Origin of the sequence: Arthrobacter sp. zg-Y1116 (assembly GCF_024385485.1) — a bacterium.
Classification (GTDB): domain Bacteria; phylum Actinomycetota; class Actinomycetes; order Actinomycetales; family Micrococcaceae; genus Arthrobacter_B.
Genome location: NZ_JANFLR010000001.1, coordinates 905,879 through 930,284, shown reverse-complemented (window position 1 = coordinate 930,284; position 24,406 = coordinate 905,879). Strand labels below are relative to the sequence as shown.

The following is a 24,406-nucleotide window of genomic DNA, read 5'->3' as shown; positions in this document are numbered from 1 at the left end:
CGCCGCCGTGCCCACCTTCAACGCAGGAGTTTCAGACGCACTTGAGCCGGCGATGCGGCCCGGTCGGAACCTCCGCGCGGATTTCGTCGTCGACGCTCACCAGCCCGCCTGCCAGCACGATGCCCATGATTCCCGTCTTCCGCACGACCTTTCCCGCGCTGTCGCGGGGCAGCACTGCTTTGAGCAGTCCGGTTCGGAAGCGGTCAATCTGCCGGCAGGGATTCCGCAGGCCGGTTACCTGAACGACGGCGGCGGGTCCTATGTGTAGGAGGGTTCCCTCGGGCAGGTGCAGGAGGTCGATGCCGCGGGTGGTGATGTTTTCCCCGAGGTCGCCGGGACGTACCTCGAAGCCGTCCTGCGCCAGTTCGTCGAACAGCTCCGCATGGATTAGATGCACCTGCCGGAGGTTGGGCTGTGTCGGGTTGGACCGCATTTTGTACAGATGCTGCACGGTGGTGCCGGAATGCGCATCTCCGTCAACGCCCAGCCCTTCCACCAGCAGAACCGAGTCCACCTGGTCCTTGCTGAAGTTGTGCCTGCTGCTTTGACTGACCGAGACCACTGTCGATCCTTGGGGATTCCATCTGACAGTCATTGACGGATCATTTCATATCCCGCCACGGCCCACGGGAAGGGTCCCGGAGCACGCCAACCGTGACGGGAAGTCGGTTCTCCCAACTCGACCTAGACCGCGTACCTCCCGGCAGTCGATGCGCACCGGCCCAAGAGGACACGAACAGGTAATGATTTGGGGGGCCGGTATGGACTTACACGTTTTGGGAACACAGGATGAAGACAGTACAAACACCCATGTCAGACAATCATTCTTGGGGATGAAATGAGCCGCGTCATGCAGTCGAATACTGTTCAGCGAGGTGCTGCTACCCGCCCTGTGAAGCAGCACCCAAGCACAACCCTGTGGTCCATCCTGACTATTGAGCCGGAGCGTAAGAATGTCGGCGACGACATTATCCGCCATGTTGTTGCCCCTTTGCCCTCCCAACTGCGGGCTGGGGAGGGGAGCCGGTTTCGGTTGTCACGCAGCCCGGAATCCGACCGTCACGCCGTGCTCCTGCATTTGCTTGCCACCGACGACGTCGCTCAGCGCCTATGGAAGTTTACGCACGCGCTGGCGGACGAAAACGTTGCCACGCTGGGTCCCGTGAAGATCTCCCACTCGCCGGGGCTCGTTTATCCGCCGCTGCCGGGCGAACCGGTACCTGAGGTGGTGGAAGCGGTATTTGCACGGTTCGGGGGGCCAAAGGGCTTGGACCTGGCAACTGAGATTGGCGAGGTCTCCATGGATCTGACTTTGTGGGCGGTCAACCGCTTTCCCAGCCTCAACACGCGCTCGATGCTGGCTGCCCTGCTTCTCTTCGACGCCGGCCACGCCATGATGCGGGGCCCCCGGTCCGCTGTTTGGCCCGACCGCAGAACCACTAGCTGGGACTTCTACTGGAACGCTCATCTGCACGCCTGTACAGGTTCTTTTGGCCCGCACGCTGCGCAAGCGCGCAGGGCAATGAGGACCCGGATTGCACCCCGGGTTATGCCCGCACACCGGGTGATGGCCGCTCTTGCCTCAGAGCCGGCAGTGGATATCTGGCGGAAGCGGTGGGCAAGGGCCATGGATGAGTATTTGTACCGGGCAGACAAACAACGCGTCAGCCGCAGTGCGCAGCAACTGGCAATGGGGGCTAGCCAGCACGCACTCAACGGGCTGGGCTTCGCGCTCAGGGAGCAGGCGGCCCTTGGCCTATACGCGCGTGCGTGGAGTAAGGAAATTGAAGCGCAGTATTCCGGTGAGGAGCGCGCGTCGCAGCCGTCAAAACGGTAAGAAACAACGGCGTAGGCGGTACCGGCTAGTGGCCGCGGAACACCTCGTTCTACATCGGTTCTCCCAAGGATCTGGGGTGCGGGTCCGGGTTTTTCCACCCGCCCCGGTGCGTCATGGACGGTTCGACTGGTTCCGGTGCCCGCCGCACGACAATAAGGATCGTGGCAATGGGCCCTAACAGGAGCGATAACAGGAACCAGATCCAGCGGGAGCGATTCTTCTGCTCGGCAAGGCCGGCATTTATCAGCGCCACCATGAACCAAAATGTGCCGGTAGTTACGTAATCGTCCATTGACCCACCTAACCACAAGCCGCAATACACCGAAGCGCGGACAGGCCGTTGGCAGCCGAGCATGAACGAGCATCCCTGTCCCATGGGCGCCGCCCAGTTGACGCTTTGGCTCGCGCTGCGAACCATTTCCAGCTACCCGCCGAACTGCAACCGAGTAAGCACAAACTTCGGTTTATGCAGCTCCTGGATGGTCTTGAGCGTGGCCTCCGACAACTCGGACGCATTGATCAAGCAAACAAAGTTCGCGCACGAGCCAACGATTTCGATCGGCGCTATCCTCTACCAGCAGATGAGGGGTGAGGGCGGGGGTGCGGCCTCGTCTGGCATGGTCGTTCAGGACCACCAGCCCCCAGCTACCGGAATTCGGTGCTGACCGGCTTAAGAATGAATTGGCAAGGGACGCTCTCGTACTCGACGACTTGAGCCGTGATTCGCACGTTGTCGCCCACCCCTATCGTGTCCGGACGGTTGTCGTCTGCGTAGCGCAGATCGGAGACGGTGTTCACGTCCCTGTATTGGAAGAATGGGCCAGATGAAGTTGTTTCGCTGAAATCTCCCGCGCTAATCAAGATGTCGTAACGCGTGGTGTAGCCACCATGAAGTTGCATGGCGCCAATATTCGCGTCGAAGGCAATGGTCTGCCCCTCGTATTTGGTGGCGAAGTCCCCAACCGCACTACTGCAAGTGTCCGTGATCAGAAGCTCCGCCAGATCCGTGTTGTTCTCTACGGTGAGCACCGAATCTTCAACTGGCTTGGCTGAGACCGTCGTCTCGGTGGCTTCCTCACTTGGGGTAGCTTCTGCTGCCGACGTGGAAGCCGGTGCTGCTGTGGTTGTTTCGACAACCACAGGCGCCGGAGGAGCGGCAGTACCGGGTTCCTCATCGAAGAGACCGAAAGCGGCAGCGACGGCAATCAGGACCGCTAAGGCGCCGCCCGCCACCGCCATCAAACGCCAAGGTAACTGACGCTTCGCGCGGCGGAACGTGATCTCGGTGCGCAACGTCCCTTTGTCCTGTGAGACGAGCTCCCACCCTAACTTTTCCCACTTCGCAATTGTCCGGGCTTCAGTGCTGCGAATTGCCTGCACGGATTTCAACTCATACTGCACATCGCCGTCAGCCATGCGGCTTCCCGACCCCCAATCGGTTTTTCTCAAGAATGAACCACCGGAGCATAGCAAGTGCAGTGCGGGACTTAGCGCTGCGGATCGCCAAAAGGTTTTAGATAGTGTCGTCTGGCGTCCCATACAAAACGGCAGGCCTCCCGCATCACGCGGAAGGCCTGCCGTCGTTCGTTTCGGCTAGGAAACCGGAGCCAGCTCCGGGTAGTCCGTGTAGCCGGCGGCACCGTCGGTGTAGACGGTGGCCTGGTCGATCTCGTTCAGCGGGTGGTCTTCCTGCCAGCGGCGGGCCAGATCCGGGTTGGCGATGACCGGGCGGCCGACGACGGTGGCGTCGGCGAGGTTCTCCTCGAGCAGCATGATGGCGTCCTCGCGGCTGGTGACCGTGCCGAAGCCGGTGATCATCAGCACCGGGCCGCCGAAGCGGTGGCGCAGGCCCTGGACCAGCTCGTCGGCCGGATCCGCATTTCTAAGCATTTCTCCGGTCATCGGGCAGAGCATAAACCGGTAGAATCTTTCTGTTGCGAATGGCGGGATCGGTCAGGGCAAGCGCTAAGACCCTTTTCATGAGTGGCGCTGAACGTCGCTCCAATCACTCCAGTCAGGCGGACTCCTTCCCGGGATCAAAGTGCCAGAAGAAGCCAAAATCGCGAGCTCAGATCATCCAGTAACTACGTGCTGACCTGAGCTAACGGGTGCTGACCTGAGGTAACGGCGGGTATCTCAACGTGACGACAGACCACTTATTCAGGGACGCCATTCTTCCCAAGTGACGAGGCGGCCCTGCATGGAAAAATGAAGATAGGAACAAATCGCATGACCCATCCGCCGCTGTATCCTCCGGCACCGCCCCAGGGGATCGAGGCAAAGAAAAAGCCCCGATTCATCAAGAAAGCACTGGCATACGTGGGAGTCGCTCTTGCCGGGGCTCTGGTGGGCGGCGCCACCATCGCCGTGACGATCGAACCAGAAATAGTTGAGAAAAAAGTTGAGATCGTCCGGGAAGTTGAAAGCACAGTCGACCTGTCGTCCTGCGAAGACTTCATGTATTCGGCGGGCGCGCTACTGGACATGTATTCGAAAGCAGTCGGTCTCCAGACCAGCAGTATAGGTGCTGCTGCCGACCGGGATATCTCCCTGCTGGAAAGCAACAACAGCCAGATGTCCGATCTCACCGATCGCAGGGACGACGAAGAAGCGAAGTTCTTCATATACGCCTCCTCGTGCAAGGCGCTTTTCTAACTCCGCAGAAGCGCGGTACGGCGAAGGCCCCGATGCAACTGATTACACCCGGGCCCCGCCGTATCGGCTAGGAAACCGGAGCCAGCTCCGGGTAGTCCGTGTAGCCGGCGGCACCGTCGGTGTAGACGGTGGCCTGGTCGATCTCGTTCAGCGGGTGGTCTTCCTGCCAGCGGCGGGCCAGGTCCGGGTTGGCGATCACGGGACGGCCGACGACGGTGGCGTCGGCGAGGTTCTCCTCGAGCAGCATGATGGCGTCCTCGCGGCTGGTGACCGTGCCGAAGCCGGTGTTCATCAGCACCGGGCCGCCGAAGCGGTGGCGCAGGCCCTGGACCATGGCGTCGGCCGGATCCGCGTGCAGAATGCTGAGGTAGGCCGGCTTCAGATCGGCGATGCCGTCCACCAGGGCGGTGTAGGTGGCGGTGACGTCGGCGCGGTCGGTTTCCAGCACGCCCTGGATGTTGTGCTCCGGGGAGATGCGGATGCCGGTGTGCTCGGCGCCGATGGCGTCGGCCACGGCGCGGAAGGCCTCGATGACCAGGCGGGCACGGTTCTCCGGGGAGCCGCCGTAGTTGTCCGTGCGGGTGTTGGAGACAGGGGAGAGGAATTCCTGCAGCAGGTAGCCGTTGGCACCGTGCAGCTCGACGCCGTCGAACCCTGCCTTCATCGCGTTCTCGGCCGCGGAGACGAAGTCCTGCACGACGCCGGGGAGTTCGGCTTCGGTGAGGGCGTGCGGCACCGGGAAGGGCTGCTTGCCGTCGTAGGTGTGCGCCATGCCTTCAACCGCAATGGCGCTGGGGGCGACGACGGGGCGGCCGCCGTTGATGTTCTCGTGGGCAACGCGTCCGGAGTGCATCAGCTGGGCGACGATCCGGCCGCCGGCGGCGTGGACGGCGTCGGTGACGCGCTTCCAGCCGGCGACGTGCTCCTCGGTGACCAGGCCGGGCATCAGGGCGTTGCCCTGGCCGGTGAAGGAGGGGTAGATGCCGTCGGTGATGATCAGGCCCATGGAAGCGCGCTGGCGGTAGTGCTCGACCATGATGTCGGTGGGCACGCCGTTGCGGTCGGCACGCACGCGGGACATCGGTGCCATGACGAGGCGGTTGGGCAGTTCCATGGTGCCGACGGTCAGCGGGGTAAAGAGTTTCACTAAGTGGGGTTCTTTCTGTCGCTCTAGCGAGGCTCGGGTACTCCCGACCCGCAGTTCGTATATTGAGAGGAACGGTGGGAGCAGCAGGGGATATTCCGGAAGTGTGAGACGTCACGCCCAGCGTGACAGGTCTCTGCCATGTTCACTTTGGGCATATGGGTTAGACACAGCTTAGGTGCAACATCTGCCTGACTTTTGGTCTGAGATCATGACGATATGACATCCCATAATCCTGATTCCCTTCCGACTCCTTCAGATCCAACGGGCCCATGCCCTTGGTGTGGCCGCATATCAAACTTCGCAAAACGGCAACAGAGTCAGTCTCTTACCGAGCTGCATAATGCCGCAGTCGGGTCCTACCCAGATCTCAGGGTTTCGGTCCTTCACTGTGCTGGTTGTGACAAAGGAACGGCTGTTATTACCAATAACAGCGGCACAGGCGTGATGTGGTGGCCCGCGCCTGGCGCGGGAATACTCGACTCTCAAGTAGATAAAGGTGTTGCCTCTGCCTACGACGAGGGTATGAAGTGCCTATCTATGGGGGCGTATCGCTCCGCAGCAGTGATGTTCCGATCAGCGTTGCATTTGTACGTGAAGGACCGAGGCAGCCTGGCTGCTCAGGGGGAACGTCACTTGAAGGTCGCCTTGAAGCACATGAAAAACGACGGTGTTCTGCATGGTTCGCTTTGGGATTGGGCCGACCGCCTGAATCAGCTTGGCAATGAGGGTGCGCATCCCGAGGACTACGACGACATAACCCAAGCCGAGGCAGAGGGGTTGAGCAAATTCGTACGGCAACTTATTCGACTCGAGTATGAAATGCCCGCACAGCTTCTACGTGACCAAGGCCTTCTGCAAGAGGTCGAAGACCAGCAGCCTTCTTCCTCGCACGGGGATTCCACTAGTGTGCGGGTGTGACCGTGCACCTTAACAATCAGATGGTTACCTTATGCAATCTTGTGGTCAGAAAGAAGTGCAAACGTACCCGTGTGGCTTGCCTAGGATCAGATGACGGCGACATGCCACGGATTGCTGGAGTAGACGCTATCCCCTTTAACATCTGGGGCTCAGTCGCAGGCACGGCACAGGTAGGAGGACACGATTAAGTCCTCGGTCAGGCGAATACGGGACGATACTCTTATTTCTATGGACAAACCACGAAGCGGCTCTGAGGGGTACACCGCAGCTGTAGCAGGAATGGCAGAATTCGGCCAAACCGTAAAACGCTTGATGTCGGAGCTCCTCCTCAGTAAAGAAATAGTGGTCCATACCATTGATTTCCGTGTGAAGGCGGAGCAAAGCGCAAGACGTAAAATGTTGCGTCTTGATGCCGCGAACCAAGGATATGAGAAACTACACGACCTGCTGGGGCTACGCGTCACTTGTTACTTTTCTGACGATGTTGACCGCATAGTGGAACTTATCGAACAACAATTCGATGTAGATCCGGGAATGTCGATCGATAAGGGAAAGCAGCTCGGTACGCGAGAATTTGGGTATCGCTCTGTGCATCGTGTTGCAAAGATTAGCCAAAACAGAGCGGGTCTGGCGGAATATTCCCGCTATGAGTCGTTGCGGTTTGAAATTCAAATACGCACGGTGCTTCAGCATGCATGGGCTGAGATCGAGCACGATTTGGGGTATAAGCAGGAGACAATCCCTGAACCGATGAGCCGCCGTTTCTCAATGTTGGCTGGCGTCCTTGAGCTCGTTGACTATGAGTTTATGGCGCTGCGCGATGAACTGGCGCAGTATGAAGAGCGGGCGGATAATGCAGTGAAGGCTGAAGCCACGGATCTACCGCTGGATCTAGCGACCCTCACAGCCTTGGTTAAGCATGAGTCCAAGTTTGTTGAGCTGGACAGTGAGCTTGCGGCGTTTGCAAAGACCGGAGTTCAGTCAGGTGTCGACACAGACTATCTTGAGCAGCGGCTCGCTGATCTCAGAAATTTGGGGCTAGATACCGTTACTGCCTTGCGGTTGGCGATAAAAAATTGGGAAGTCCACATTCTGGCCTTTGCGCCTAGCTGGATGGATTATCTAGATGAGAGGGACTTTTATGGTTCTATGGGGCCAACTGATGAGGAACCTTTCGCGGCTGGTGTCAGTTTCTATTACCTTTGGCTTGTTATTAACCTTGAGTCCGTTTCGAAGGGCGCTCCGGTGCCGGGTAGTAGATTCGACGATTCAAGGGAGGCACTCCGCGTTTGGGAAGAAACCCTTGAGCGCGCCGGAATGCCCCCTGAGCTGCCCTCCGCTATGGAGAGCTAAAACCATGCACCTGCCCGTCCTGCTTAGTTGACTTGTAGAACCTGGACGACCTACCTCTTGACGTGACCCCGACAACATGTGACCCTGATCATATACGATTTCGTACTTGATCCAGGAGAGACATGGGCAACGACGCCACCACGGACACGCTGAAGCAGGCCGGCAAGGTCATCGCCGTCCACATCAACTACCCCTCCCGGGCAGCGGAACGCGGACGCACCCCGGAACAGCCCTCCTACTTCCTCAAGCCCGGCACCTCTCTCGCCCTGACCGGCGGCAGCGTAGAACGCCCGGCAGGCTGCGAACTGCTCGGCTTCGAAGGCGAAATTGCCCTCGTCATCGGCAAGACCGCCCGCCGCGTCAGCATCGAGGACGCCTGGAGCTACGTCGGGGGAGTGACCGCCAGCAATGACCTGGGCGTGTACGACCTGCGCTGGGCTGACAAAGGCTCCAACCTCCGCTCCAAGGGCGGCGACGGCTTCACCCCGGTCGGCCCGGCCGTCCTCAACGCGGCCGACGTCGACCCCGCCAACCTGCGCGTCCGCACCTGGGTCAACGGCGAACTCGCGCAGGACGACACCACCGCAGACCTGCTCTTCCCCTTCGCCCAGCTGGTGGCCGACCTCTCCCAGCTGCTCACCCTGGAACCGGGCGATCTGATCCTCACCGGCACCCCCGCCGGTGCCTCCGTGGCCGTCCCCGGCGACCGCCTCGAAGTGGAAGTCGACGTTCCCGGCACGGACCAGACCACCGGGCGCCTCGCCACCACGGTCACCGACGGCACGACGCCGCTGGCTCCCTTCGGCGCCCAGCCTCGAATCGACGATAAGCAGCGCGAAGAAGCCTGGGGCTCCGCCGAAAAGGCTGGCCTGACCCCCAAAGAACAGCCCAAAACCCTCACCCCGGTACTCAAGGCCAAGCTCGAATCCGTCGCCACCGCCACCCTGTCCTCACAGATGCGCGCCCGCGGCCTGAACAACGTCTCCATCGACGGCCTCACCGGCACCAAAACCGGCCGCAAGGTGGTGGGCACCGCCCGCACCCTGCGCTTTGTCCCCAACCGCGAGGACCTCTTCAAGTCCCACGGCGGCGGCTACAACGCGCAGAAACGCGCCATCGACTCCGTGGGCGAGGGCGAAATTCTGGTCATGGAAGCCCGCGGCGAAAAGAGCACCGGCACCCTGGGCGACATCCTCGCCCTGCGCGCCAAGCACAACGGCGCCGCCGCCATCATCACCGACGGCGGCGTCCGCGACTACTCCACCGTCGCCGGCATCGACCTGCCCGTCTACTGCGCCAACCCGCACCCCGCCGTCCTCGGCCGCAAGCACGTCCCCTGGGACACCGACATCACCATCGCCTGCGGCGGCGCCACCGTGCAGCCCGGCGACATCATCGTGGCCGACGACGACGGCATCCTGGTCATCCCGCCGGCCATCGCCGAGGAGCTGGTGGAGGCGTGCATCAAGCAGGAACACCAGGAAGATTTCATCGCCGAAATGGTGAAGGCCGGCCACGGCGTCGACGGGCTCTACCCGATGAACGCCGCCTGGAAGGAAAAGTACGAGGCCTGGGCAGCGGAACAGGCATGAGCGCAGCAGCCAACGGCAGCGGGCAAGCTCCCAGCACCGCCACGGGCACCGGCTCCAAATCGGAACAGGCCTACAGCCAGCTCAAGGACCGCATCCTCGGCGGCGAAATGAGCCCGGGCTACCGCCTGGTGCTCAGCAGCATCGCCACCGAGATGGGCTGCAGCGTGGTCCCCGTCCGGGAAGCCATCCGGCGGCTCGAAGCCGAAGGGCTGGTGCACTTTGTCCGCAACGTCGGCGCCACGGTGGCCGGCATCGACCCGGACCTGTACCTGCACACCATGCAGACCCTCAGCATCATCGAAGGTGCCGCCACCGCCCTGGCCGCCCCGAGCATCACCGCCGGAGAACTGGCGAAAGCCCGGGAATTGAACAACCAGATGCGCGAGGTCCTGGCCAACTTCGACCCGGTCCGCTTCACCGCCCTGAACACTGAGTTCCACGCCCTGCTCTACGCCCGCTGCCCCAATCCGCACATCCTGGACCTGGTCCACCGCGGCTGGAACCGGCTGGGCCGGATGCGCTCCTCCGTCTTCCGGTACGTCCCGGACCGGGCGTACGCGTCAGTGCAGGAGCACGACGCGCTGCTGGACCTGATCGACGCCGGCGCCCCGGCCGCCGACGTCGAGCACGCCGCCCGCGCGCACCGCACCAGCACACTCAACGCCTTCCTGGCCCAGAGCCACCAGCCGCCCTCGCCGATCTGACGATCCGCTGAAGAACTTCTAAAGCCTCCCGATCTAAAGAAGCACACGAAAGAGGAACCCATGAGCACGCACTTCGTCCCGGAGAACCTGCCCACCCACATCCAGCACTTCATCAACGGCAAGTTCGTGGACTCCGCCAACGGCGCCACCTTCGACGTGCTGGATCCGGTCACCAACAAGACCTACGCCACCGCCGCCGCGGGCCAGAAGGAAGACATCGACGCCGCTGTCGCTGCCGCCCGCGAAGCCTTCGTGAACGGCCCGTGGCCGAAGATGAAGCCGCGCGAACGTGCCCGCATCCTCAACAGGATCGCCGACGCGGTCGAGGCCCAGGAAGAACGCCTGGCCGAAATGGAAACCTTCGACACCGGCCTGCCCATCACCCAGGCCAAGGGCCAGGCCCTGCGCGCCGCGGAGAACTTCCGCTTCTTCGCGGACCTGATCGTCGCCCAGTTCGACGACGCCATGAAGGTCCCCGGCAGCCAGATCAACTACGTGAACCGCAAGCCCATCGGCGTCGCCGGGCTCATCACCCCGTGGAACACCCCGTTCATGCTCGAGTCCTGGAAGCTCGCCCCGGCGCTGGCCACCGGCAACACCGTGGTGCTCAAGCCGGCCGAATTCACCCCGCTCTCCGCCTCGCTCTGGGCCGACATCTTCACCGACGCCGGTGTCCCCGCCGGCGTGTTCAACCTGGTCAACGGCCTGGGCGAGGAAGCCGGCGACGCGCTGGTGAAGCACCCGCAGGTCCCGCTGATCTCCTTCACCGGCGAAACCACCACCGGGCAGACCATCTTCCGCAACGCGGCGGAGAACCTCAAGGGCATGTCCATGGAGCTCGGCGGCAAGAGCCCCTGCGTCATCTTCGCCGACGCGGACCTCAACGCCGCGATCGATTCCGCCCTGTTCGGCGTCTTCTCCCTCAACGGTGAACGCTGCACCGCCGGCTCCCGCATCCTGGTCGAACGCCCGGTCTACGACGAGTTCTGCGAACGCTTCGCCGCCCGCGCCAAGACCATCGTCGTCGGCGACCCGCACGATCCGAAGACGCAGGTGGGCGCCCTGGTGCACCCCGAACACTTCGAGAAGGTCGCCTCCTATGTGGAGATCGGCAAGACCGAAGGCCGCCTGCTCGCCGGCGGCGGCCGGCCCGAAGGCCTCGAAGAAGGCAACTACATTGCGCCCACCGTCTTCGCCGACGTCGCCCCCGACGCCCGGATCTTCCAGGAGGAAATCTTCGGCCCCGTCGTCGCCATCACCCCGTTCGACACCGAAGCCGAAGCCCTGGACCTGGCCAACAACACCAAATACGGGCTGGCCGCCTACATCTGGACGTCCGACCTCACCCGCGCGCACAACTTCGCGCAGAACACCGAGGCCGGCATGGTCTGGCTCAACAGCCACAACGTCCGCGACCTGCGCACCCCGTTCGGCGGCGTGAAGGCCTCCGGCCTGGGCCACGAGGGCGGCTACCGCTCCATCGACTTCTACACGGACCAGCAGGCCGTGCATATCACCCTGGGCAAGGTCCACACCCCCAAGTTCGGGACCGACGACGCCGCCAAGGTCGACGGCTAACCCTTCCCCGACACTTCCCCGCCTTTTGCAAAGGAGCAAAACCATGGAGATCCAAAACCGCATTCCCACCCCCAGCATCGCCCCGCCGGACATCGTCCGCTGCGCCTACACGGACCTGGTGGTCACCGACCTGGAACGGTCCCGGAAGTTCTACGTGGACGTCCTGGGCCTGCACGTCACCGAAGAGGACGAGAACGCGATTTACCTGCGCTCCCTGGAGGAGTTCATCCACCACAACCTGGTGCTGCGCAAGGGCCCGGTGGCCGCCGTCGCCGCCCTGGCCTACCGCGTCCGCACCCCCGAAGACGTGGACGTGGCCGAGGCGTATTACAAGGAACTGGGCTGCCGCACCGAGCGCCGCAAGGACGGCTTCGTGAAGGGCATCGGCGACTCCGTGCGCGTGGAGGACCCGCTGGGCTTCCCCTACGAGTTCTTCTACGAAGTGGACCACGTCGAGCGCCTCACCCAGCGCTACGATCTCTACTCCGCCGGCGAACTGGTCCGCCTGGACCACTTCAACCAGGTCACCCCCGATGTGCCCCGCGGCCGCGCCTACCTGGAGGACCTGGGCTTCCGCGTCTCCGAGGACATCAAGGATTCCGACGGCGTCACCTACGCCGCCTGGATGCACCGCAAGCACACCGTCCATGACACGGCCCTGACCGGCGGCGACGGCCCGCGCATGCACCACATGGCCTTCGCCACGCACGAAAAGCACAACATCATCCAGATCTGCGACAAGATGGGCGCCCTGCGCATCTCCGACCGGATTGAACGCGGCCCCGGCCGGCACGGCGTCTCCAACGCCTTCTACCTCTACATCCTGGATCCGGACGACCACCGCATCGAGATCTACACGCAGGACTACTACACCGGCGACCCGGACAACCCCACCATCACCTGGGACGTCCACGACAACCAGCGCCGCGACTGGTGGGGCAACCCCGTGGTCCCGTCCTGGTACACCGAGGCCTCCCTGGTGCTGGACCTGGACGGCAACCCGCAGCCGCTCACCGCCCGCACCGAAACCTCCGAAATGGCGGTCACCATCGGCGCCGACGGGTTCTCCTACACCCGCCCCGACGACGACGCCGGCAGCTCCTCCGGCGAGGCCGCGCAGGGCTTCAAGATCGGCACCCAGCTCTAGACCGCGCCCGACGACGGCGCTGAAGCCGGCGCCGTCGTCGTCGCATCCCTTCCCACGCACCCCGAACACGCCGCACTCTCCGAACACAAAGGAATCGCCGTGCTAGATAAACAGACTCTCCGGGCGGTGGCCGACGAGCTGCTCGAAGCCCAACGCACCCGCACCCCGGTGCCGCGCCTGACCACGCGCTACCCGGACATGACCATCGATGACTCCTATGCCGTGCAGAACCTGTGGCGGGAACGGATGATCGCCTCCGGGCGGTCCCTGGCCGGCCACAAGATCGGCCTCACCTCCAAGGCCATGCAGGCCGCCACCGGCATCACCGAACCCGACTACGGCGTCATCCTCGATGACATGGTGCTGGAAAACGGCTGCACCGTGGAGTGGGACCGGTACACGCACCCGCGGATCGAGGTGGAGCTGGCGTTTGTGCTGGGCAAGCCGCTCTCCGGGCCGAACTGCACGCTGTTCGACGTCCTGGACGCCACGGACTACGTGGTGCCCGCACTGGAAATCCTGGACTCCCGGATCGAGATGGAGGGCCGCACCATCGTGGACACCATCGCGGACAACGCGGCGATGGGCGCCATGGTGGTCGGCGGGAACCCGGTGCGGCCGGCCGACGTCGACCTGCGCTGGGTGTCGGCGCTGCTTTACCGGAACCAGGGCATCGAGGAAACCGGCGTCGCCGCAGGGGTGCTGAACCATCCCGCCGCCGGCGTGTACTGGCTGGCGAACAAGCTCGCCGTGCACGGCACTTCGCTGGAGGCCGGGGAAATCATCCTCGCCGGCTCCTTCACCCGCCCGATGTGGGTATACAAGGGCGACACCGTCTTTGCCGACTACGGACCGTTGGGAACCATCACATGCCGCTTCGAGTAGAGGAAACCTTCGCCGCCCGGCTGGCCGCCGGGGGCCGGCAGACCGGCATGTGGGTCTGCTCCGGCAGCCCGCTGGTCGCCGAAATCTGCGCCGGGTCCGGGCTGGACTGGCTGCTGATCGACGCCGAGCACAGCCCCAACGGGATCGAGTCCCTGTTGGCCCAGCTGCAGGCCGTGCATGGCTATCCGGTCACCGCGGTGGTCCGCCCGCCGATTGGGGACGCGGTGCTGCTCAAGCAGTACCTGGACCTGGGGGCGCAGAACCTGCTGATCCCCATGGTCGACACCCCGGAACAGGCGGCCGAACTGGTCCGCGCCGTCCGGTATCCGCCGCACGGCATCCGCGGAGTGGGCAGTGCCCTGGCCCGCGCGTCGCGCTGGAACCGGATCGAGGGGTACCTCGAAAACGCCGCGGAGTCCGTGACCCTGCTGGTGCAGATCGAGACCGCCGCCGCCGTCGAAAACGTGGAGGCGATTGCCGCCGTCGACGGGGTGGACGGGCTGTTCATCGGGCCGGCGGACCTCGCCGCGTCCATGGGTCACCTCGGCCAGCAGGAACATCCCGACGTTATTGCCGCCGTCGAACACTGCATCCGGATGGTGAAGGCTGCCGGGAAACCGGTGGGCGTGAATGCGTTCGGCGAGGCCACTGCCCGCCGGTATATCGACGCCGGCGTGGACTTCATTCTGGTGGGCGCCGACGTCGCGCTCCTGGCCCGGGGCAGCGAGGCCCTGGCTGCGAAGTTCATTTCAGCTGCGGACGACGGCGCCCGGGCGAGTTACTGACAGAAGTCCGGCCCGGCAAGTCCGGCGCCGCCGGCCTCGGCGGCTGATCGCGCACGCCCCTGCCCCCTAGGGCGCTTCAACCGTCGAAGCTTCCTCCGGCAGCATGTTCTCCCGTGGGATAAACGTGCTGCCGCGGGCGGGTTTCTCACCGAAGGACCGGAAAACCAGCGGCAGCCCGCGGGCGGTCCACGGATCTGTTCCGTCCATCGCCTGCACATGCACGTGGGGCTGGGTGGAGTTGCCCGAGTTTCCGCAGTCCCCGAGAGGCTGGCCCTCGCGTACGTGCTCGCCGGTGCCAACCCGGATCGAGCCGGACCGCAGGTGCATCACCCCGACCACCGGGCCGCCGTCGGCCGTTTCGATGAGGACGTAGTTCCCGGCAATCGCACCGGCGCCCTGCCGCAGCCGGGCCTGCTGGCCGAGGACATAGGGGATGAGGGCCAGCTGCGACCGGCGGGCCTCGTGGTCCGCTTCGCCGTCGTGCACGGTAACCACCCGTCCGCTGACCGGAGCCAGGATCGGGCGACCGAAGGCGAAGAACAGCTCCGGAGGCTCGGTGCCGAACGCGGTACGCCAGCTGACCGCGGGAGCCGACCGTCCGGCGTCGTCCACGCCCACGAAGTCGATGGCGTAGGTGGTGGCGAGCAGATGCGTGCCGTGGCTGGGCACCCGCCGCAGGGGACTGTTCTGCACCTTCCATTTCCCGGTGAAGGGGAGGGAGACCTCCAGCGGGGCCTCGGGGGTGTTCATCATGGTTCCCTTTATAGGCACGCCGCCCTTCGCGCACGATGACCTGCGCGGTTTCGGGTTCGAGAAGGGCGGGGAGACTGCCGCGGACACGGGGTTCGGACCTAACCTGAAAGCGCACGGAGGGTGCGGGCTGGTTGGCACCGTAACTCCTGGGCAACTTCTCCGGCATAGGTCCACCGAACAGGCGAAGCACCGTCAGGGCTTCGCCGCAACAGGGAGCATCCATATGTGCACAGGCATCAGGTTCTCGGACGGCAGCGGCAACCTCTATTTCGCGCGTAACCTCGACTGGACGTCTGACTTCGGGGAGCGGGTGGTGGTGACGCCCACCGGGTACGCCACGAAGTCGCCCTTCGGGGCGGTGCCGAAGATCCAGCATGCGGTCATCGGCATGGGCATCGTTCAGGAAGACACGCCCCTGTACTTCGACTGCGGCAACGACGCAGGTCTGGCCGTCGGCGGCCTCAACTTTCCGGGGTACGCGGAGTACGCGTCCGAACCGGCCTTCGGCGCGGTGAACGTTGCCGCCTTCGAGTTTCCGCTCTGGGTGGCCTCCCAGTTCTCCACCGTGGACGAGGTCGAGGCCGCACTGGACGACGTCGTGATCGTAGACAAACCGATCAACGAGAAGTACCCGAGCTCGCTGCTGCACTGGCTGATCGGCGACTCGACGCGATCCATCGTGGTGGAGTACACACACGACGGCATGCACGTCTTCCACGACGACGTTGACGTCCTGGCCAACCAGCCCGGCTTCGGCTGGCACCACGAGAACCTGCGCAACTACCTCAATGCCTCGCCCGATTTCCCCGAGGAGGTTGTGCTCAACCAGGCACACTTGGCCCCGTTCGGCTCGGGGTCGCTGATGCGGGGGATCCCCGGCGACTACTACTCGCCGTCGCGGTTTGTGCGCGCGGCCTACGTCCACGCGCACTACCCGCCCAAGACGACCGAAGAGGACAATGTCAGCCGGGCGTTCCACACCCTGCAGGGGGTTGCGATGGTGGACGGCAGTGCGGCCATGGGCTCGGGCGAGTTTGAGAAGACCACCTACACCGGGCTCTTCTCGTCCCGGACGATGACCTACTACTGGAATACCTATGAGGATCCGGCGATCCAGAGCGTCGCGCTGGCCGACCATGCGGCCGACGGAACGGAGCTTGTGGTGGTGTAGGGCTTCGAGGGGTACCCGAAACCCGCTGTCCCGTGTAGATTACTTCGCATGCGAAATAATAGTGTGTCAGCCGTCACGTCCGAACGGATCAGCATCCCCGTCCCTGCGGGCGGCGCGCTCGCCGGCACTCTGCGCCTGCCGGCCGACGACGCGCCCCGCGCCGCCGTCGTCATCCACCCCGCCACGGCGGTGGCCGAGCGGCTGTACACCGGCTTCAGCGAGTACCTGGCCGAAAACGGCTACGCGGTCCTGACCTACGACTACCGCGGAACCGGTGCCTCCGGCAGCCCAAAGGCCAACCGGAAGCTGCGGATGCGCGACTGGATGGGCCAGGACGTGCCCGCCGCCGCGGACTGGATGGCCGCGCGGTTCCCGGACCTGCCGCGCCTGGCCGTAGGGCACAGTATCGGCGGACATGCGATGGCCCTGAATAACGGCACGGACGGACTGCTGGGGTTCGTGGCCGTGGCTTCGCACGCCGGGGTCACCAAGACCATCCAGGATCCGAAGGAGCGGCTGCGCGTGGGACTGGTCCTGCGGGTCCTCGGTCCGCTTACCGGCCGGCTGCTCGGCGCCGTGCCGGGCCGGAAAATGGGTCTGGGCGAGGACATGCCCGGCGGTGCCATGCTCGAGTGGAGCTCCTGGTCCCGCCGGCCCAACTACTTCTTCGACGACCCGAGCATGGACGCCGCCGAACGCGCAGCCCGGGTCAAGACCGAGGTGCTGTCCATCGGCTTCACCGACGACCTCTGGGCCACGCCGGGACAGATCAACGCCATCTACAGCCGGCTCACCAACGCCCCGCTGGAGCGGCGTACCTACTCGCCCGACGACGCCGGGGTACCCACCATTGGGCACATGGGCTTTTTCCGGCGCGGCGTCAAGGACAAGCTGTGGCCCGAGATCCTCACCTGGCTGGACGGGCGGATCGCGAAGCAACGGTGATGCAGGGCGACGTCGGCGGGACGGGTGGCGCTGGCCGGCGTCCGCCGCGGCTGATCTTCCTGACGCTGACCGCCGAGCGAAGGCTGCGGCGGTGGATCGGACGCCGGGGCGAGGACCGCGGACTGAGCGCACCGGCCGCCGGGGTGCTGCTGTATCTGGCCACCCGTCCCGGCGCGAGCACCGGCGAGGTGGCCGAAGCAGTGGATGCCTCGCCGGCCGGGCTGAGCGGGCTACTGTCCCGGCTGGAAAAGGCCGGACTCATCACCCGTGCACCGGATCCGGCCGACCGCCGGACCATCCGGGTGAACCTGACCGCCGACGGGAAGGCCGCGCTCGGCGTCGTGCAAGCGGCCCTAAGCGAGTTGAACGGGAAGATTACCGACGGGTTCAGCGCCGAGGAGCTGGCCGTCGTCGCGCGCTGGCTGCAGCATGTGGGCCGGGTGCTGGACTAGGCCGGGTCGGCGAGTGATAGCCCGCTGTCTGCAACGTCCTGGGCAAGCCGGATCGTCGCCTTCCACCCCCACACGGAGGTTGTCCTGCCCACATAGAGCGGGCCGTACCACCGCTCCTGCCCTGCATCGTTCGGCTCTGCATTCCCGATCACCTGCAGGTGACCTTCGGTGAAGATCTCGATCCGGGTCAACGCCCGTTCCAGCGGGACGAGTCCCGCCACCTCGGCGGTGCCGGGCGCCGATCCGCCGCGCCAAGGCAGCAGGGCCACGATGAAATTCTTGCGCTTCAGAGGCCGGACTTCCACGACCTGCAGGCACGCCCAATTGCCGGACAGGCCCTGTACGGGGACCAGGTCACCGACCATGAGCGAGGTGGCGGAAGTCGGCGAGAAAGGGAACGTTCTGGGGGTCATTGGGGTCATTGAAGGCTCGGGCCGATCCGGCTCAGACCGCTCCCGGGCGGAAGCCCCGGTAGCCAAGTGCCGCGGCGAAACCGAGCCAAATGGCACCGGAAACGTAGTCGAACCATTCGGACGCGTTTCCGAAAGCGAGTATTGAGAACATCAGCATGGCGACCGCACCACAGAAATACGTGACGGCGTCACTTGAGCGGTTGTCGGATTCGGTACCCCCGGGAATTGTCATGCTCGGAAGAATACCTTGCTGCCCATGATCGGGTGACAGGTCAGGGGTTCGATTCCCCTGAGCCTGTTGAGCGGAACCGGGGGAAGCGCCGCTTAGGATGGGCGCATGCGCCAAGACCCGAGCGACTGGACTCCCCTGAGCACCGAGCGACTGCTGCTGCGCAGGCTCGAACGGGCGGACTACGATGCCGCCGTCCGGATCCACACGGACCCCCGGACCAACCGGCACAATCCGCATACCCCCACCGTGGAATCCGTGACAAGGAGCCTGCAGGATTTCCTGGACCACTGGGACCGGGAGGGCTTCGGCTACTGGGCGGTGGCCGAACACGAGGCGCCGGAGACCGTCGTCGGTTTCACCGGACTGCAGCGCGCCGTGGTGGACAGCCGGACCATCCTGAATCTGTACTACCGCTACGACCCGGCGGTCTGGGGCAGGGGCTACGCGAAAGAGGGAGCGGTTGAAGGGGTGCGCCTCGGCCGGAAGCTGATGCCGGAGCTGCCGATCCTGGCCCGCACGACGACGACGAACACCGGCTCCCAGCGAACCGCCCTCGCCGCCGGCCTGGGGCACTTTCCCGGGTTGGACCGGGAGTATGCCGGGGTGCCGGAGATGTACTTGGCCCTGGGCTGGCCTGGGATCTCCGGCGGAGACCCGTCCTAGCTGTTGGGAAGACTGCGGCCGGTCCTGCCTCGGTTCCTGGTTTCCATTCCCGCAGCGTTTCTGGATACCTGCAGAGTTTCCGGATAACAGCCGGCCCAAGTGTTCCTTTGTGGGGCCCGCACACGTGGTTATCCGTTTCGCAAATACGAGGTATCCCAATTAGTCTCTTCCTCACATAGTCCGGCTCCTTCACAGTGGTTGCAACGTGATGTACGTCACGTTCAACTTTGACTGTCAATGGAGACCCGATGAGAAGCACGAAGCCGAGAATGAAGGTCCCGGGCGCACTCAGCGCCTTGCTGATTGCCAGCCTCGCTCTGGCATCCTGCAGTACGGCAACTGCAGAGAATGAACCCGCTGACACACAATCCGCTTCGGCAGCCACCTCCGGGAACACCGACGCTTTGGCCGCCGCTTATGAAGGTACGGTTGGCACCCCGCCCACCGAATCGGTTCCAGTCCCTGAAGGCCTCACGGCCTGGATTGTCTCCTGCGGGCAGTCACAAGTGACCTGCTCGACACCTGCCCAGGCAGCAGCGGATGCAGCGGAAGCCATCGGTTGGCAAAGCAACATCTGTGACGGCCAACTCAATCCCAACGGCTGGGCCAGCTGCATCCGTCAGGGTGTGGGGGCCAACGCGGACGTCATCCTTGTGATGGGCCAGGACTGCTCCAGTTTCCAGGGACCCCTCGAGGAAGCCCGTGCGGCAGGAATCACTACGGTCGGGGTCGGTGCAAACGACTGTGACATCGACGGCGGTGAGCCGCTGTACTCCGGCATAACCCAGAAGCTGGACGGACTGGACAACGAGCAGTGGTGGAACATGGTCGGCCAACTGCAGGCAGACTGGCTGATCGGCCAGACCGACGGCGATCTGAAGCTGCTGGAAGTGACGTTCGCCGACGCCAGGTTCGGGCCCTGGATCAGCGACGGCCTGAACGCCGAACTTGCGGACTGTGACACCTGCGAAGTCGTGGGAACACTGCAGCTGAGCAACCAGGACGCAGCGACCGGCACCATGGCGCAGAAGCTCTCCACCGCCCTGCTCCAGGCGCCGGACGCCAACGCCATCTCCGTTCCGCTGGACGGCTGGTTCCTGGCAGGTCTCTCGCAGGCGATTGTGTCTTCCCAGCGTTCTGACAAGCTGGCCGTCATCGGGACCTTCGGCCAACGCAGCAACCTGGACCTGATTGCGGCAGGCGAAGGCCAGGATGCATCAGTTACCTTCAGCCTGGAGTGGGACGGCTGGTCCGGTGTGGACACCGCTCTGAGACTGCTGGCTGATCAGGAGATTGCCGCCTCCGGCGTCGGGCTCCAGGTGGTGGACGCGGAAACCAATATGCCCGCCGACGGCACCTCCTTCACGTACAACCCGGAAATCGATTTCAAGCAGGCCTATCTGGAGGCTTGGGGCAAGTAGTGGCTGCTCATAACGAAAACCGCCGTTCCGTGCCCGCGGCAGCCGCGGGCACGGAACGTGCGGATGACCAAGCGGGGACCGTTGCCTTGGCCGCACACGGGCTGGTGAAGTCATTCGCCGGCGCCAAAGCGCTCTCGGGCGTGGACCTGACGGTCAACGGCGGAACCATCCATGCGCTGCTCGGGGGCAACGGGTCGGGCAAATCGACACTGATCAAATGCCTCGCCGGCGTCTACCAGGCCGATGCTGGCACGATCAGCATCCACGGAGAAAACCTTCCGGCCAGGCAGGTGACCCCGCGCCGCGCGCGTGCCGCCGGACTGAGGTTTGTTCATCAGGATCTTGGCCTGTTCGACTCCCTGAGCGTGGCGGAGAATTTCGCGCTGGACGCGGGTTTCCCCACCAATCCGCTGCATGGGATCCGTTGGCGCGAATTGCAGAACCGGGTGGACGGGTTGCTGGCGCACTACGCCATAGCGGCCCGGGCAACCGACAGATTGGGTTCGCTGCGGCCCAGCCAAAAAACCATGGTGGCCGTGGCCCGAGCCCTCGCCGACCAGCAGGACAGCGAATACACGCTGCTGCTGGACGAGCCGACGGCGTCTCTCGCTGAGGACGAGTCCAGGGAACTGATGGCGGCACTGCGCTCCCGTGCCAACCACGGGCAGACAATCGTGCTGGTGACGCACCGTTTCCGTGAAATCGAGGAAGTTGCAGACCACGTAACAGTGCTCCGCGACGGCATCGTCGCCGGCGGCGGACCCGTGGCCGATACGTCCATCGCTGCCATCGTGGACATGATGTCGGGCGCCGGACCCGCCGGACCGGCCAGCGCCGCCGGCAATGACGCGGTGCTTCGAACTCCGGCGCCGCCGGCCCCGGAGGCCGGCGCGCAGAGCCCCCTCTTTGAAGGCAGGGACCTTTCCCGCTACCCGCTGACAGACGTAAACCTCTCGGTGGCATCCGGTGAAATCGTGGGCCTGGCCGGCCTGGCCGGGTCAGGCCGCTCCACCGTCCTGCGCGCGATTTTCGGAGACACCTCCCTGACCGGAGGAAGCATGAGCCTGGCCGGTGCACCCCATGAACCGTCCTCTCCCGCGGACGCAGTCCGTTCCGGCGTCGTCTTCGTACCGGAAAACCGCCACCGGGACGCAGCCTTCCTGGACCTCGGAGTACGGGAAAATGCCTCCGCCACCGTCATCGGGCGCTACTGGCGCAGGCTCGTGATGAACCTGCGGATGGAACGCGATGAGACCCACCGGCTGCTGGCCGACCATTCGGTTCGCGCTGACGGAATAGAGATCCCGATCAGCAGGCTCTCCGGCGGCAACCAGCAGAAGGTGGTCCTGGCACGCTGGTTGCGGCGAAAACCCCGGCTGCTCCTGCTCGACGAACCAACACAGGGAGTCGATGTGACCTCCCGTCGGGATATCTACCGGTCCCTGCGGGACATCGCGGCACAAGGGTGCGGAGTGCTGGTGGCCTCCAGCGACCTCGACGAACTCGCCGAGCTGTGCGACCGGATCCTGGTCCTGGTGGAAGGCCGTATCGTCGCCGATCTTGACCCCGCGGACACCGGACGCAGCGCGCTTGCCGCTGCCGTGATGGCCGCAAATCACCCCGTCCGTGCCCCTCAAGAAGGATCAGAAGACTAATGGACAGCAGCCACGCACCGGCAGGATCCCTCGAGGCCCGGAAGGCCAAAGTTTCCGGCCAGGCCGGGGCGGAAAGCTCCCGGTCCCGGCCACAACGCAGGGAGGGAAGCCGGCTTCTGGGCGCGCACCTGGAACGTTTCGCCCTGCCGCTGCTGCTGGTCCTGATCATCGCCTTCTTCGGCGTTTTCCCGGCCAGCTCCTCCATCTTTCTCAGCGGAGCCAACGTCTCCGTGGTGCTGGCCAACCAGTCCGTCGTTACCCTCGTCGCCCTCGCCCTGATATTTCCCCTTGTCGCAGGACACTTTGATTTCTCGGTTGGCGGTATCGCGGTCCTGAGCAGCGTAGTTACCGCGGCCTCCATGGCGCATTTTTCGCTGCCGCTGTGGCTGTCCTGCCTGCTCGGGGTGGCAGTCGCTGCGGTGGTGGGAGCGGTAAACGGGCTGCTTGTGGCACGGTTTGGGATGAACGCCTTCGTCTCCACCCTTGGCATGGCCACACTTTTGGGCGGACTCATCCAGTGGTACACCGGCGGGCTGGCCATCATCGGCGTGGATCCGGCGTTCACGACGTTCGGCAGCAGCAGCTGGCTGGGCCTGCCGCGGGTGGTGTTCGTGGTGGCAGTGCTCGCTTTCCTGGCCTGGTATCTCCTGACACATACTCCCTTCGGCCGCGCGCTCTACGCCATTGGGTCCAACAACCGGGCCGCCGTCCTGGTGGGCCTGCCGCTGCGCCGGTACACCCAGACCGCCTTTTGCCTCTCCGGCACTCTGGCCGGGCTGGCAGGAGTCATCCTTGCGGCACGAACGGGCGGGGCCAATGCGGACAACGGAACCTACCTGCTTTTCCCTGCCCTGGCAGCTGTCTTCCTGGGCGCCACCGCCATACTGCCGGGCCGTTTCAACGTGGTTGGGACCGTGTTCGGAGTGCTGTTCGTGGCGGTCAGCGTCAGCGGCCTGACACTGAGCGGCGCTGCCAACTGGGTGGACCAGGTCTTTAACGGCGTGGCGCTTCTTGTCGCCGTCGGGCTGTCCAGTTATCTCGGCCGGCGCCGTTCGGGCCAAGGGACGTAGTGGAAGGGAGGCTCAACCGCCCCGATGGGAAGAAGACGAGCCAAGTAGCCGCTCGCCTATGCTGTCCCGCATGAAGTCCATCGATCTGAACCTCCTGCCGACGCTTCAGGCCCTGCTCCGGCTGCGCAATGTCTCGAGGACGGCGGAACACCTGCAGCTGAGTCAACCGGCTACAAGTGCCGCCCTTTCCCGGCTGCGCCGCTATTTCGACGACGAGCTGCTCGTCCGTTCCGGCAGGCACTTCGAGCTGACCCCGCTGGCGCAGGATCTGGTCCCGCTGGTGGACGAAGCGCTGCAGGGCCTGGACCGGGTCACCGGCATCCGGAGCAGGTTCGATCCCTTCACCAGCGACCGCGAGTTCACCATCGCAGCGTCGGACTACGCAGCAACGGTGGTCCTGGAACCGCTGCGCGGCATCCTGCAGGTCGAGGCACCCGGTGTCAGCGTCAACGTTGTCTCGGGGGATGCGATGCCCCTGCATCAGGCCGATTTCACCCGCTGCGACCTGATGGTCGGACCCACCGGGTACTCCCTGCCCGGGGAGAAAAAGGCGGTCTTCCGGGACAGCTTTGTGGCGGTGGTCGATTCCGGGAACCCCATCCTGCAGGCGGACCCCCTCCGTGCGGAGGACTTGGGCAGGCTTCCGCACGCGGTGGGCAACTTCGGCGCCTCGATCAAAACCCCTGCGGACCTCTTCTGGGAAACGCTGGGAATTCAACGCCGGGTCGCCGCGCAGGTATCCGGGTTGCTTGCCCTCCCGCTGCTCGTCGAAGGGACGGACCTGGTGGCGGTGGTTCCGAAAATGCTCGCCCTCAAATCGCAGCGGGGAGCAGGGATTTCGATCATCGAATTTCCCGCGGAAACGGAACCCGTGCTGGTGGAGGCCATGTTCTGGCACCCCAGCCGGGCCGAAGACCCGGCGAGCCTGTGGCTCCGTTCCGTGGTCCAGCGCGCCTGCGCCCAGCGGCACCCGGAGAGCACCGTCGTGACCCGCCTGGCGGAGGTCGGCGGGCCACCGCAGCCCTGACGT

Annotated in this window: 25 protein-coding genes and 1 pseudogene; 18 read left to right on the top strand and 8 right to left on the bottom strand. The window is 64.4% G+C overall.

The window, feature by feature from the left end:
• Nucleotides 1–31: 31 nt before the first annotated feature.
• The gene (locus NNX34_RS04370) at nt 32–595 is read right to left on the bottom strand and encodes an MOSC domain-containing protein (protein ID WP_255765288.1); all 564 of its coding nucleotides are present in this window, start codon (nt 593–595) and stop codon (nt 32–34) included.
• Nucleotides 596–838: 243 nt separating this feature from the next.
• Between NNX34_RS04370 and NNX34_RS04365 the strand changes: the two genes are divergently transcribed.
• The gene (locus NNX34_RS04365) at nt 839–1,837 is read left to right on the top strand and encodes a hypothetical protein (protein WP_255765287.1); all 999 of its coding nucleotides are present in this window, start codon (nt 839–841) and stop codon (nt 1,835–1,837) included.
• Between the two features lie 49 nt (nt 1,838–1,886).
• On the opposite strand, the gene NNX34_RS04360 is transcribed toward NNX34_RS04365, so the two are convergent.
• From NNX34_RS04360 to NNX34_RS04350, 3 genes and pseudogenes are all read right to left on the bottom strand, one after another.
• Nucleotides 1,887–2,129, bottom strand: a complete 243-nt coding sequence (locus NNX34_RS04360) for a hypothetical protein (protein WP_255765286.1) — start codon at nt 2,127–2,129, stop codon at nt 1,887–1,889.
• Between the two features lie 353 nt (nt 2,130–2,482).
• Nucleotides 2,483–3,253 (bottom strand): DUF4839 domain-containing protein, encoded by a 771-nt coding sequence (locus tag NNX34_RS04355; protein WP_255765285.1) that lies wholly within the window; start codon nt 3,251–3,253, stop codon nt 2,483–2,485.
• Nucleotides 3,254–3,430: 177 nt separating this feature from the next.
• A pseudogene (locus tag NNX34_RS04350) lies at nt 3,431–3,712 on the bottom strand (alkene reductase); the annotation flags it as partial.
• Nucleotides 3,713–4,066: 354 nt separating this feature from the next.
• Here NNX34_RS04350 and NNX34_RS04345 point away from each other — a divergent pair.
• Nucleotides 4,067–4,492 carry a hypothetical protein gene (locus NNX34_RS04345; protein WP_255765284.1) on the top strand — a complete coding sequence of 142 codons (426 nt, stop codon included), beginning with the start codon at nt 4,067–4,069 and terminating at the stop codon, nt 4,490–4,492.
• A 67-nt stretch (nt 4,493–4,559) separates the two neighbouring features.
• On the opposite strand, the gene NNX34_RS04340 is transcribed toward NNX34_RS04345, so the two are convergent.
• On the bottom strand, nt 4,560–5,639 hold the full coding sequence (locus NNX34_RS04340; protein WP_255765283.1) for an alkene reductase: 1,080 nt from the start codon (nt 5,637–5,639) through the stop codon (nt 4,560–4,562).
• A gap of 216 nt (nt 5,640–5,855) precedes the next feature.
• On the opposite strand from NNX34_RS04340, the gene NNX34_RS16115 reads away from it, so the two are divergent.
• The 8 genes from NNX34_RS16115 to NNX34_RS04300 all read left to right on the top strand — a co-directional run bounded on the left by NNX34_RS16115 (nt 5,856) and on the right by NNX34_RS04300 (nt 14,601).
• Nucleotides 5,856–6,557, top strand: coding sequence for a DUF4145 domain-containing protein (locus NNX34_RS16115; RefSeq protein WP_370647222.1), 702 nt, complete (start codon nt 5,856–5,858; stop codon nt 6,555–6,557).
• A 228-nt stretch (nt 6,558–6,785) separates the two neighbouring features.
• Complete coding sequence (locus NNX34_RS04330) at nt 6,786–7,910, top strand: GTP pyrophosphokinase family protein (RefSeq protein ID WP_255765281.1); 1,125 nt, start codon at nt 6,786–6,788, stop codon at nt 7,908–7,910.
• Between the two features lie 122 nt (nt 7,911–8,032).
• Nucleotides 8,033–9,502 carry a fumarylacetoacetate hydrolase family protein gene (locus NNX34_RS04325; protein ID WP_255765280.1) on the top strand — a complete coding sequence of 490 codons (1,470 nt, stop codon included), beginning with the start codon at nt 8,033–8,035 and terminating at the stop codon, nt 9,500–9,502.
• On the top strand, nt 9,499–10,206 hold the full coding sequence (locus NNX34_RS04320) for a GntR family transcriptional regulator (RefSeq protein ID WP_255765279.1): 708 nt from the start codon (nt 9,499–9,501) through the stop codon (nt 10,204–10,206). Before NNX34_RS04325 ends, NNX34_RS04320 begins: the two co-directional genes overlap by 4 nt.
• A gap of 60 nt (nt 10,207–10,266) precedes the next feature.
• Nucleotides 10,267–11,784 carry a 5-carboxymethyl-2-hydroxymuconate semialdehyde dehydrogenase gene (gene hpaE / locus NNX34_RS04315; protein WP_255765278.1) on the top strand — a complete coding sequence of 506 codons (1,518 nt, stop codon included), beginning with the start codon at nt 10,267–10,269 and terminating at the stop codon, nt 11,782–11,784.
• 49 nt (nt 11,785–11,833) lie between these two features.
• A complete protein-coding gene (gene hpaD / locus NNX34_RS04310) occupies nt 11,834–12,931 on the top strand; it encodes a 3,4-dihydroxyphenylacetate 2,3-dioxygenase (protein ID WP_255765729.1) in 1,098 nt (365 codons plus the stop codon).
• 99 nt (nt 12,932–13,030) lie between these two features.
• On the top strand, nt 13,031–13,816 hold the full coding sequence (gene hpaH, locus NNX34_RS04305) for a 2-oxo-hept-4-ene-1,7-dioate hydratase (protein WP_255765277.1): 786 nt from the start codon (nt 13,031–13,033) through the stop codon (nt 13,814–13,816).
• On the top strand, nt 13,801–14,601 hold the full coding sequence (locus NNX34_RS04300; protein WP_255765276.1) for an HpcH/HpaI aldolase/citrate lyase family protein: 801 nt from the start codon (nt 13,801–13,803) through the stop codon (nt 14,599–14,601). Before hpaH ends, NNX34_RS04300 begins: the two co-directional genes overlap by 16 nt.
• Before the next feature lie 66 nt (nt 14,602–14,667).
• Here the strand turns inward: NNX34_RS04300 and NNX34_RS04295 are convergent, their stop codons facing one another.
• Nucleotides 14,668–15,354 carry a M23 family metallopeptidase gene (locus NNX34_RS04295; protein WP_255765275.1) on the bottom strand — a complete coding sequence of 229 codons (687 nt, stop codon included), beginning with the start codon at nt 15,352–15,354 and terminating at the stop codon, nt 14,668–14,670.
• 223 nt (nt 15,355–15,577) lie between these two features.
• Between NNX34_RS04295 and bsh the strand changes: the two genes are divergently transcribed.
• Genes bsh through NNX34_RS04280 form a run of 3 tightly spaced genes read left to right on the top strand, consistent with a single transcriptional unit; the run spans nt 15,578 to nt 17,922 of the window.
• Nucleotides 15,578–16,525: a choloylglycine hydrolase gene (gene bsh, locus NNX34_RS04290; RefSeq protein WP_255765274.1), complete on the top strand. Its 948-nt coding sequence runs from the start codon at nt 15,578–15,580 to the stop codon at nt 16,523–16,525.
• A gap of 48 nt (nt 16,526–16,573) precedes the next feature.
• Entirely contained in the window at nt 16,574–17,470 is an 897-nt protein-coding gene (locus tag NNX34_RS04285) for an alpha/beta fold hydrolase (protein ID WP_255765273.1), read from the top strand.
• A complete protein-coding gene (locus tag NNX34_RS04280; protein WP_255765272.1) occupies nt 17,470–17,922 on the top strand; it encodes a MarR family winged helix-turn-helix transcriptional regulator in 453 nt (150 codons plus the stop codon). Before NNX34_RS04285 ends, NNX34_RS04280 begins: the two co-directional genes overlap by 1 nt.
• On the opposite strand, the gene NNX34_RS04275 is transcribed toward NNX34_RS04280, so the two are convergent.
• Together NNX34_RS04275 and NNX34_RS04270 are read right to left on the bottom strand one after the other, a co-directional pair.
• Entirely contained in the window at nt 17,919–18,335 is a 417-nt protein-coding gene (locus NNX34_RS04275) for a hypothetical protein (protein ID WP_255765271.1), read from the bottom strand. The genes NNX34_RS04280 and NNX34_RS04275 overlap by 4 nt on opposite strands.
• A 31-nt stretch (nt 18,336–18,366) precedes the next feature.
• Nucleotides 18,367–18,567: a hypothetical protein gene (locus NNX34_RS04270; protein WP_255765270.1), complete on the bottom strand. Its 201-nt coding sequence runs from the start codon at nt 18,565–18,567 to the stop codon at nt 18,367–18,369.
• 105 nt (nt 18,568–18,672) lie between these two features.
• Here NNX34_RS04270 and NNX34_RS04265 point away from each other — a divergent pair, with 105 nt between their 5' ends.
• The 5 genes from NNX34_RS04265 (at nt 18,673) to NNX34_RS04245 (ending at nt 24,403) form a co-directional block, all read left to right on the top strand.
• Nucleotides 18,673–19,230: a GNAT family N-acetyltransferase gene (locus NNX34_RS04265; RefSeq protein WP_255765269.1), complete on the top strand. Its 558-nt coding sequence runs from the start codon at nt 18,673–18,675 to the stop codon at nt 19,228–19,230.
• A 248-nt stretch (nt 19,231–19,478) separates the two neighbouring features.
• Nucleotides 19,479–20,651, top strand: coding sequence for a substrate-binding domain-containing protein (locus NNX34_RS04260; protein WP_255765268.1), 1,173 nt, complete (start codon nt 19,479–19,481; stop codon nt 20,649–20,651).
• Nucleotides 20,651–22,306: a sugar ABC transporter ATP-binding protein gene (locus tag NNX34_RS04255; RefSeq protein ID WP_255765267.1), complete on the top strand. Its 1,656-nt coding sequence runs from the start codon at nt 20,651–20,653 to the stop codon at nt 22,304–22,306. The genes NNX34_RS04260 and NNX34_RS04255 overlap by 1 nt, the downstream gene beginning before the upstream one ends.
• Nucleotides 22,306–23,376, top strand: a complete 1,071-nt coding sequence (locus tag NNX34_RS04250; protein WP_255765266.1) for an ABC transporter permease — start codon at nt 22,306–22,308, stop codon at nt 23,374–23,376. The genes NNX34_RS04255 and NNX34_RS04250 overlap by 1 nt, the downstream gene beginning before the upstream one ends.
• A 70-nt stretch (nt 23,377–23,446) precedes the next feature.
• The gene (locus tag NNX34_RS04245; protein ID WP_255765265.1) at nt 23,447–24,403 is read left to right on the top strand and encodes a LysR family transcriptional regulator; all 957 of its coding nucleotides are present in this window, start codon (nt 23,447–23,449) and stop codon (nt 24,401–24,403) included.
• The last annotated feature ends 3 nt before the right edge of the window (nt 24,404–24,406 follow it).

Bases quoted from the DNA above. Each gene is read 5' to 3' on its own strand.
- NNX34_RS04300 (WP_255765276.1), top strand. From the start codon at position 13,801: ATGCCGCTTCGAGTAGAGGAAACCTTCGCCGCCCGGCTGGCCGCCGGG.
- NNX34_RS04320 (WP_255765279.1), top strand. From the start codon at position 9,499: ATGAGCGCAGCAGCCAACGGCAGCGGGCAAGCTCCCAGCACCGCCACG.
- NNX34_RS04295 (WP_255765275.1), bottom strand. From the start codon at position 15,354: ATGATGAACACCCCCGAGGCCCCGCTGGAGGTCTCCCTCCCCTTCACC.
- NNX34_RS04325 (WP_255765280.1), top strand. From the start codon at position 8,033: ATGGGCAACGACGCCACCACGGACACGCTGAAGCAGGCCGGCAAGGTC.
- NNX34_RS04250 (WP_255765266.1), top strand. From the start codon at position 22,306: ATGGACAGCAGCCACGCACCGGCAGGATCCCTCGAGGCCCGGAAGGCC.
- NNX34_RS04370 (WP_255765288.1), bottom strand. From the start codon at position 595: ATGACTGTCAGATGGAATCCCCAAGGATCGACAGTGGTCTCGGTCAGT.
- NNX34_RS04280 (WP_255765272.1), top strand. From the start codon at position 17,470: ATGCAGGGCGACGTCGGCGGGACGGGTGGCGCTGGCCGGCGTCCGCCG.
- NNX34_RS16115 (WP_370647222.1), top strand. From the start codon at position 5,856: ATGACATCCCATAATCCTGATTCCCTTCCGACTCCTTCAGATCCAACG.
- NNX34_RS04345 (WP_255765284.1), top strand. From the start codon at position 4,067: ATGACCCATCCGCCGCTGTATCCTCCGGCACCGCCCCAGGGGATCGAG.
- NNX34_RS04275 (WP_255765271.1), bottom strand. From the start codon at position 18,335: ATGACCCCCAGAACGTTCCCTTTCTCGCCGACTTCCGCCACCTCGCTC.
- NNX34_RS04245 (WP_255765265.1), top strand. From the start codon at position 23,447: ATGAAGTCCATCGATCTGAACCTCCTGCCGACGCTTCAGGCCCTGCTC.
- hpaE (WP_255765278.1), top strand. From the start codon at position 10,267: ATGAGCACGCACTTCGTCCCGGAGAACCTGCCCACCCACATCCAGCAC.
- NNX34_RS04270 (WP_255765270.1), bottom strand. From the start codon at position 18,567: ATGACAATTCCCGGGGGTACCGAATCCGACAACCGCTCAAGTGACGCC.
- bsh (WP_255765274.1), top strand. From the start codon at position 15,578: ATGTGCACAGGCATCAGGTTCTCGGACGGCAGCGGCAACCTCTATTTC.
- NNX34_RS04355 (WP_255765285.1), bottom strand. From the start codon at position 3,253: ATGGCTGACGGCGATGTGCAGTATGAGTTGAAATCCGTGCAGGCAATT.
- NNX34_RS04330 (WP_255765281.1), top strand. From the start codon at position 6,786: ATGGACAAACCACGAAGCGGCTCTGAGGGGTACACCGCAGCTGTAGCA.
- NNX34_RS04265 (WP_255765269.1), top strand. From the start codon at position 18,673: ATGCGCCAAGACCCGAGCGACTGGACTCCCCTGAGCACCGAGCGACTG.
- NNX34_RS04360 (WP_255765286.1), bottom strand. From the start codon at position 2,129: ATGGACGATTACGTAACTACCGGCACATTTTGGTTCATGGTGGCGCTG.
- NNX34_RS04365 (WP_255765287.1), top strand. From the start codon at position 839: ATGAGCCGCGTCATGCAGTCGAATACTGTTCAGCGAGGTGCTGCTACC.
- NNX34_RS04285 (WP_255765273.1), top strand. From the start codon at position 16,574: ATGCGAAATAATAGTGTGTCAGCCGTCACGTCCGAACGGATCAGCATC.
- NNX34_RS04260 (WP_255765268.1), top strand. From the start codon at position 19,479: ATGAGAAGCACGAAGCCGAGAATGAAGGTCCCGGGCGCACTCAGCGCC.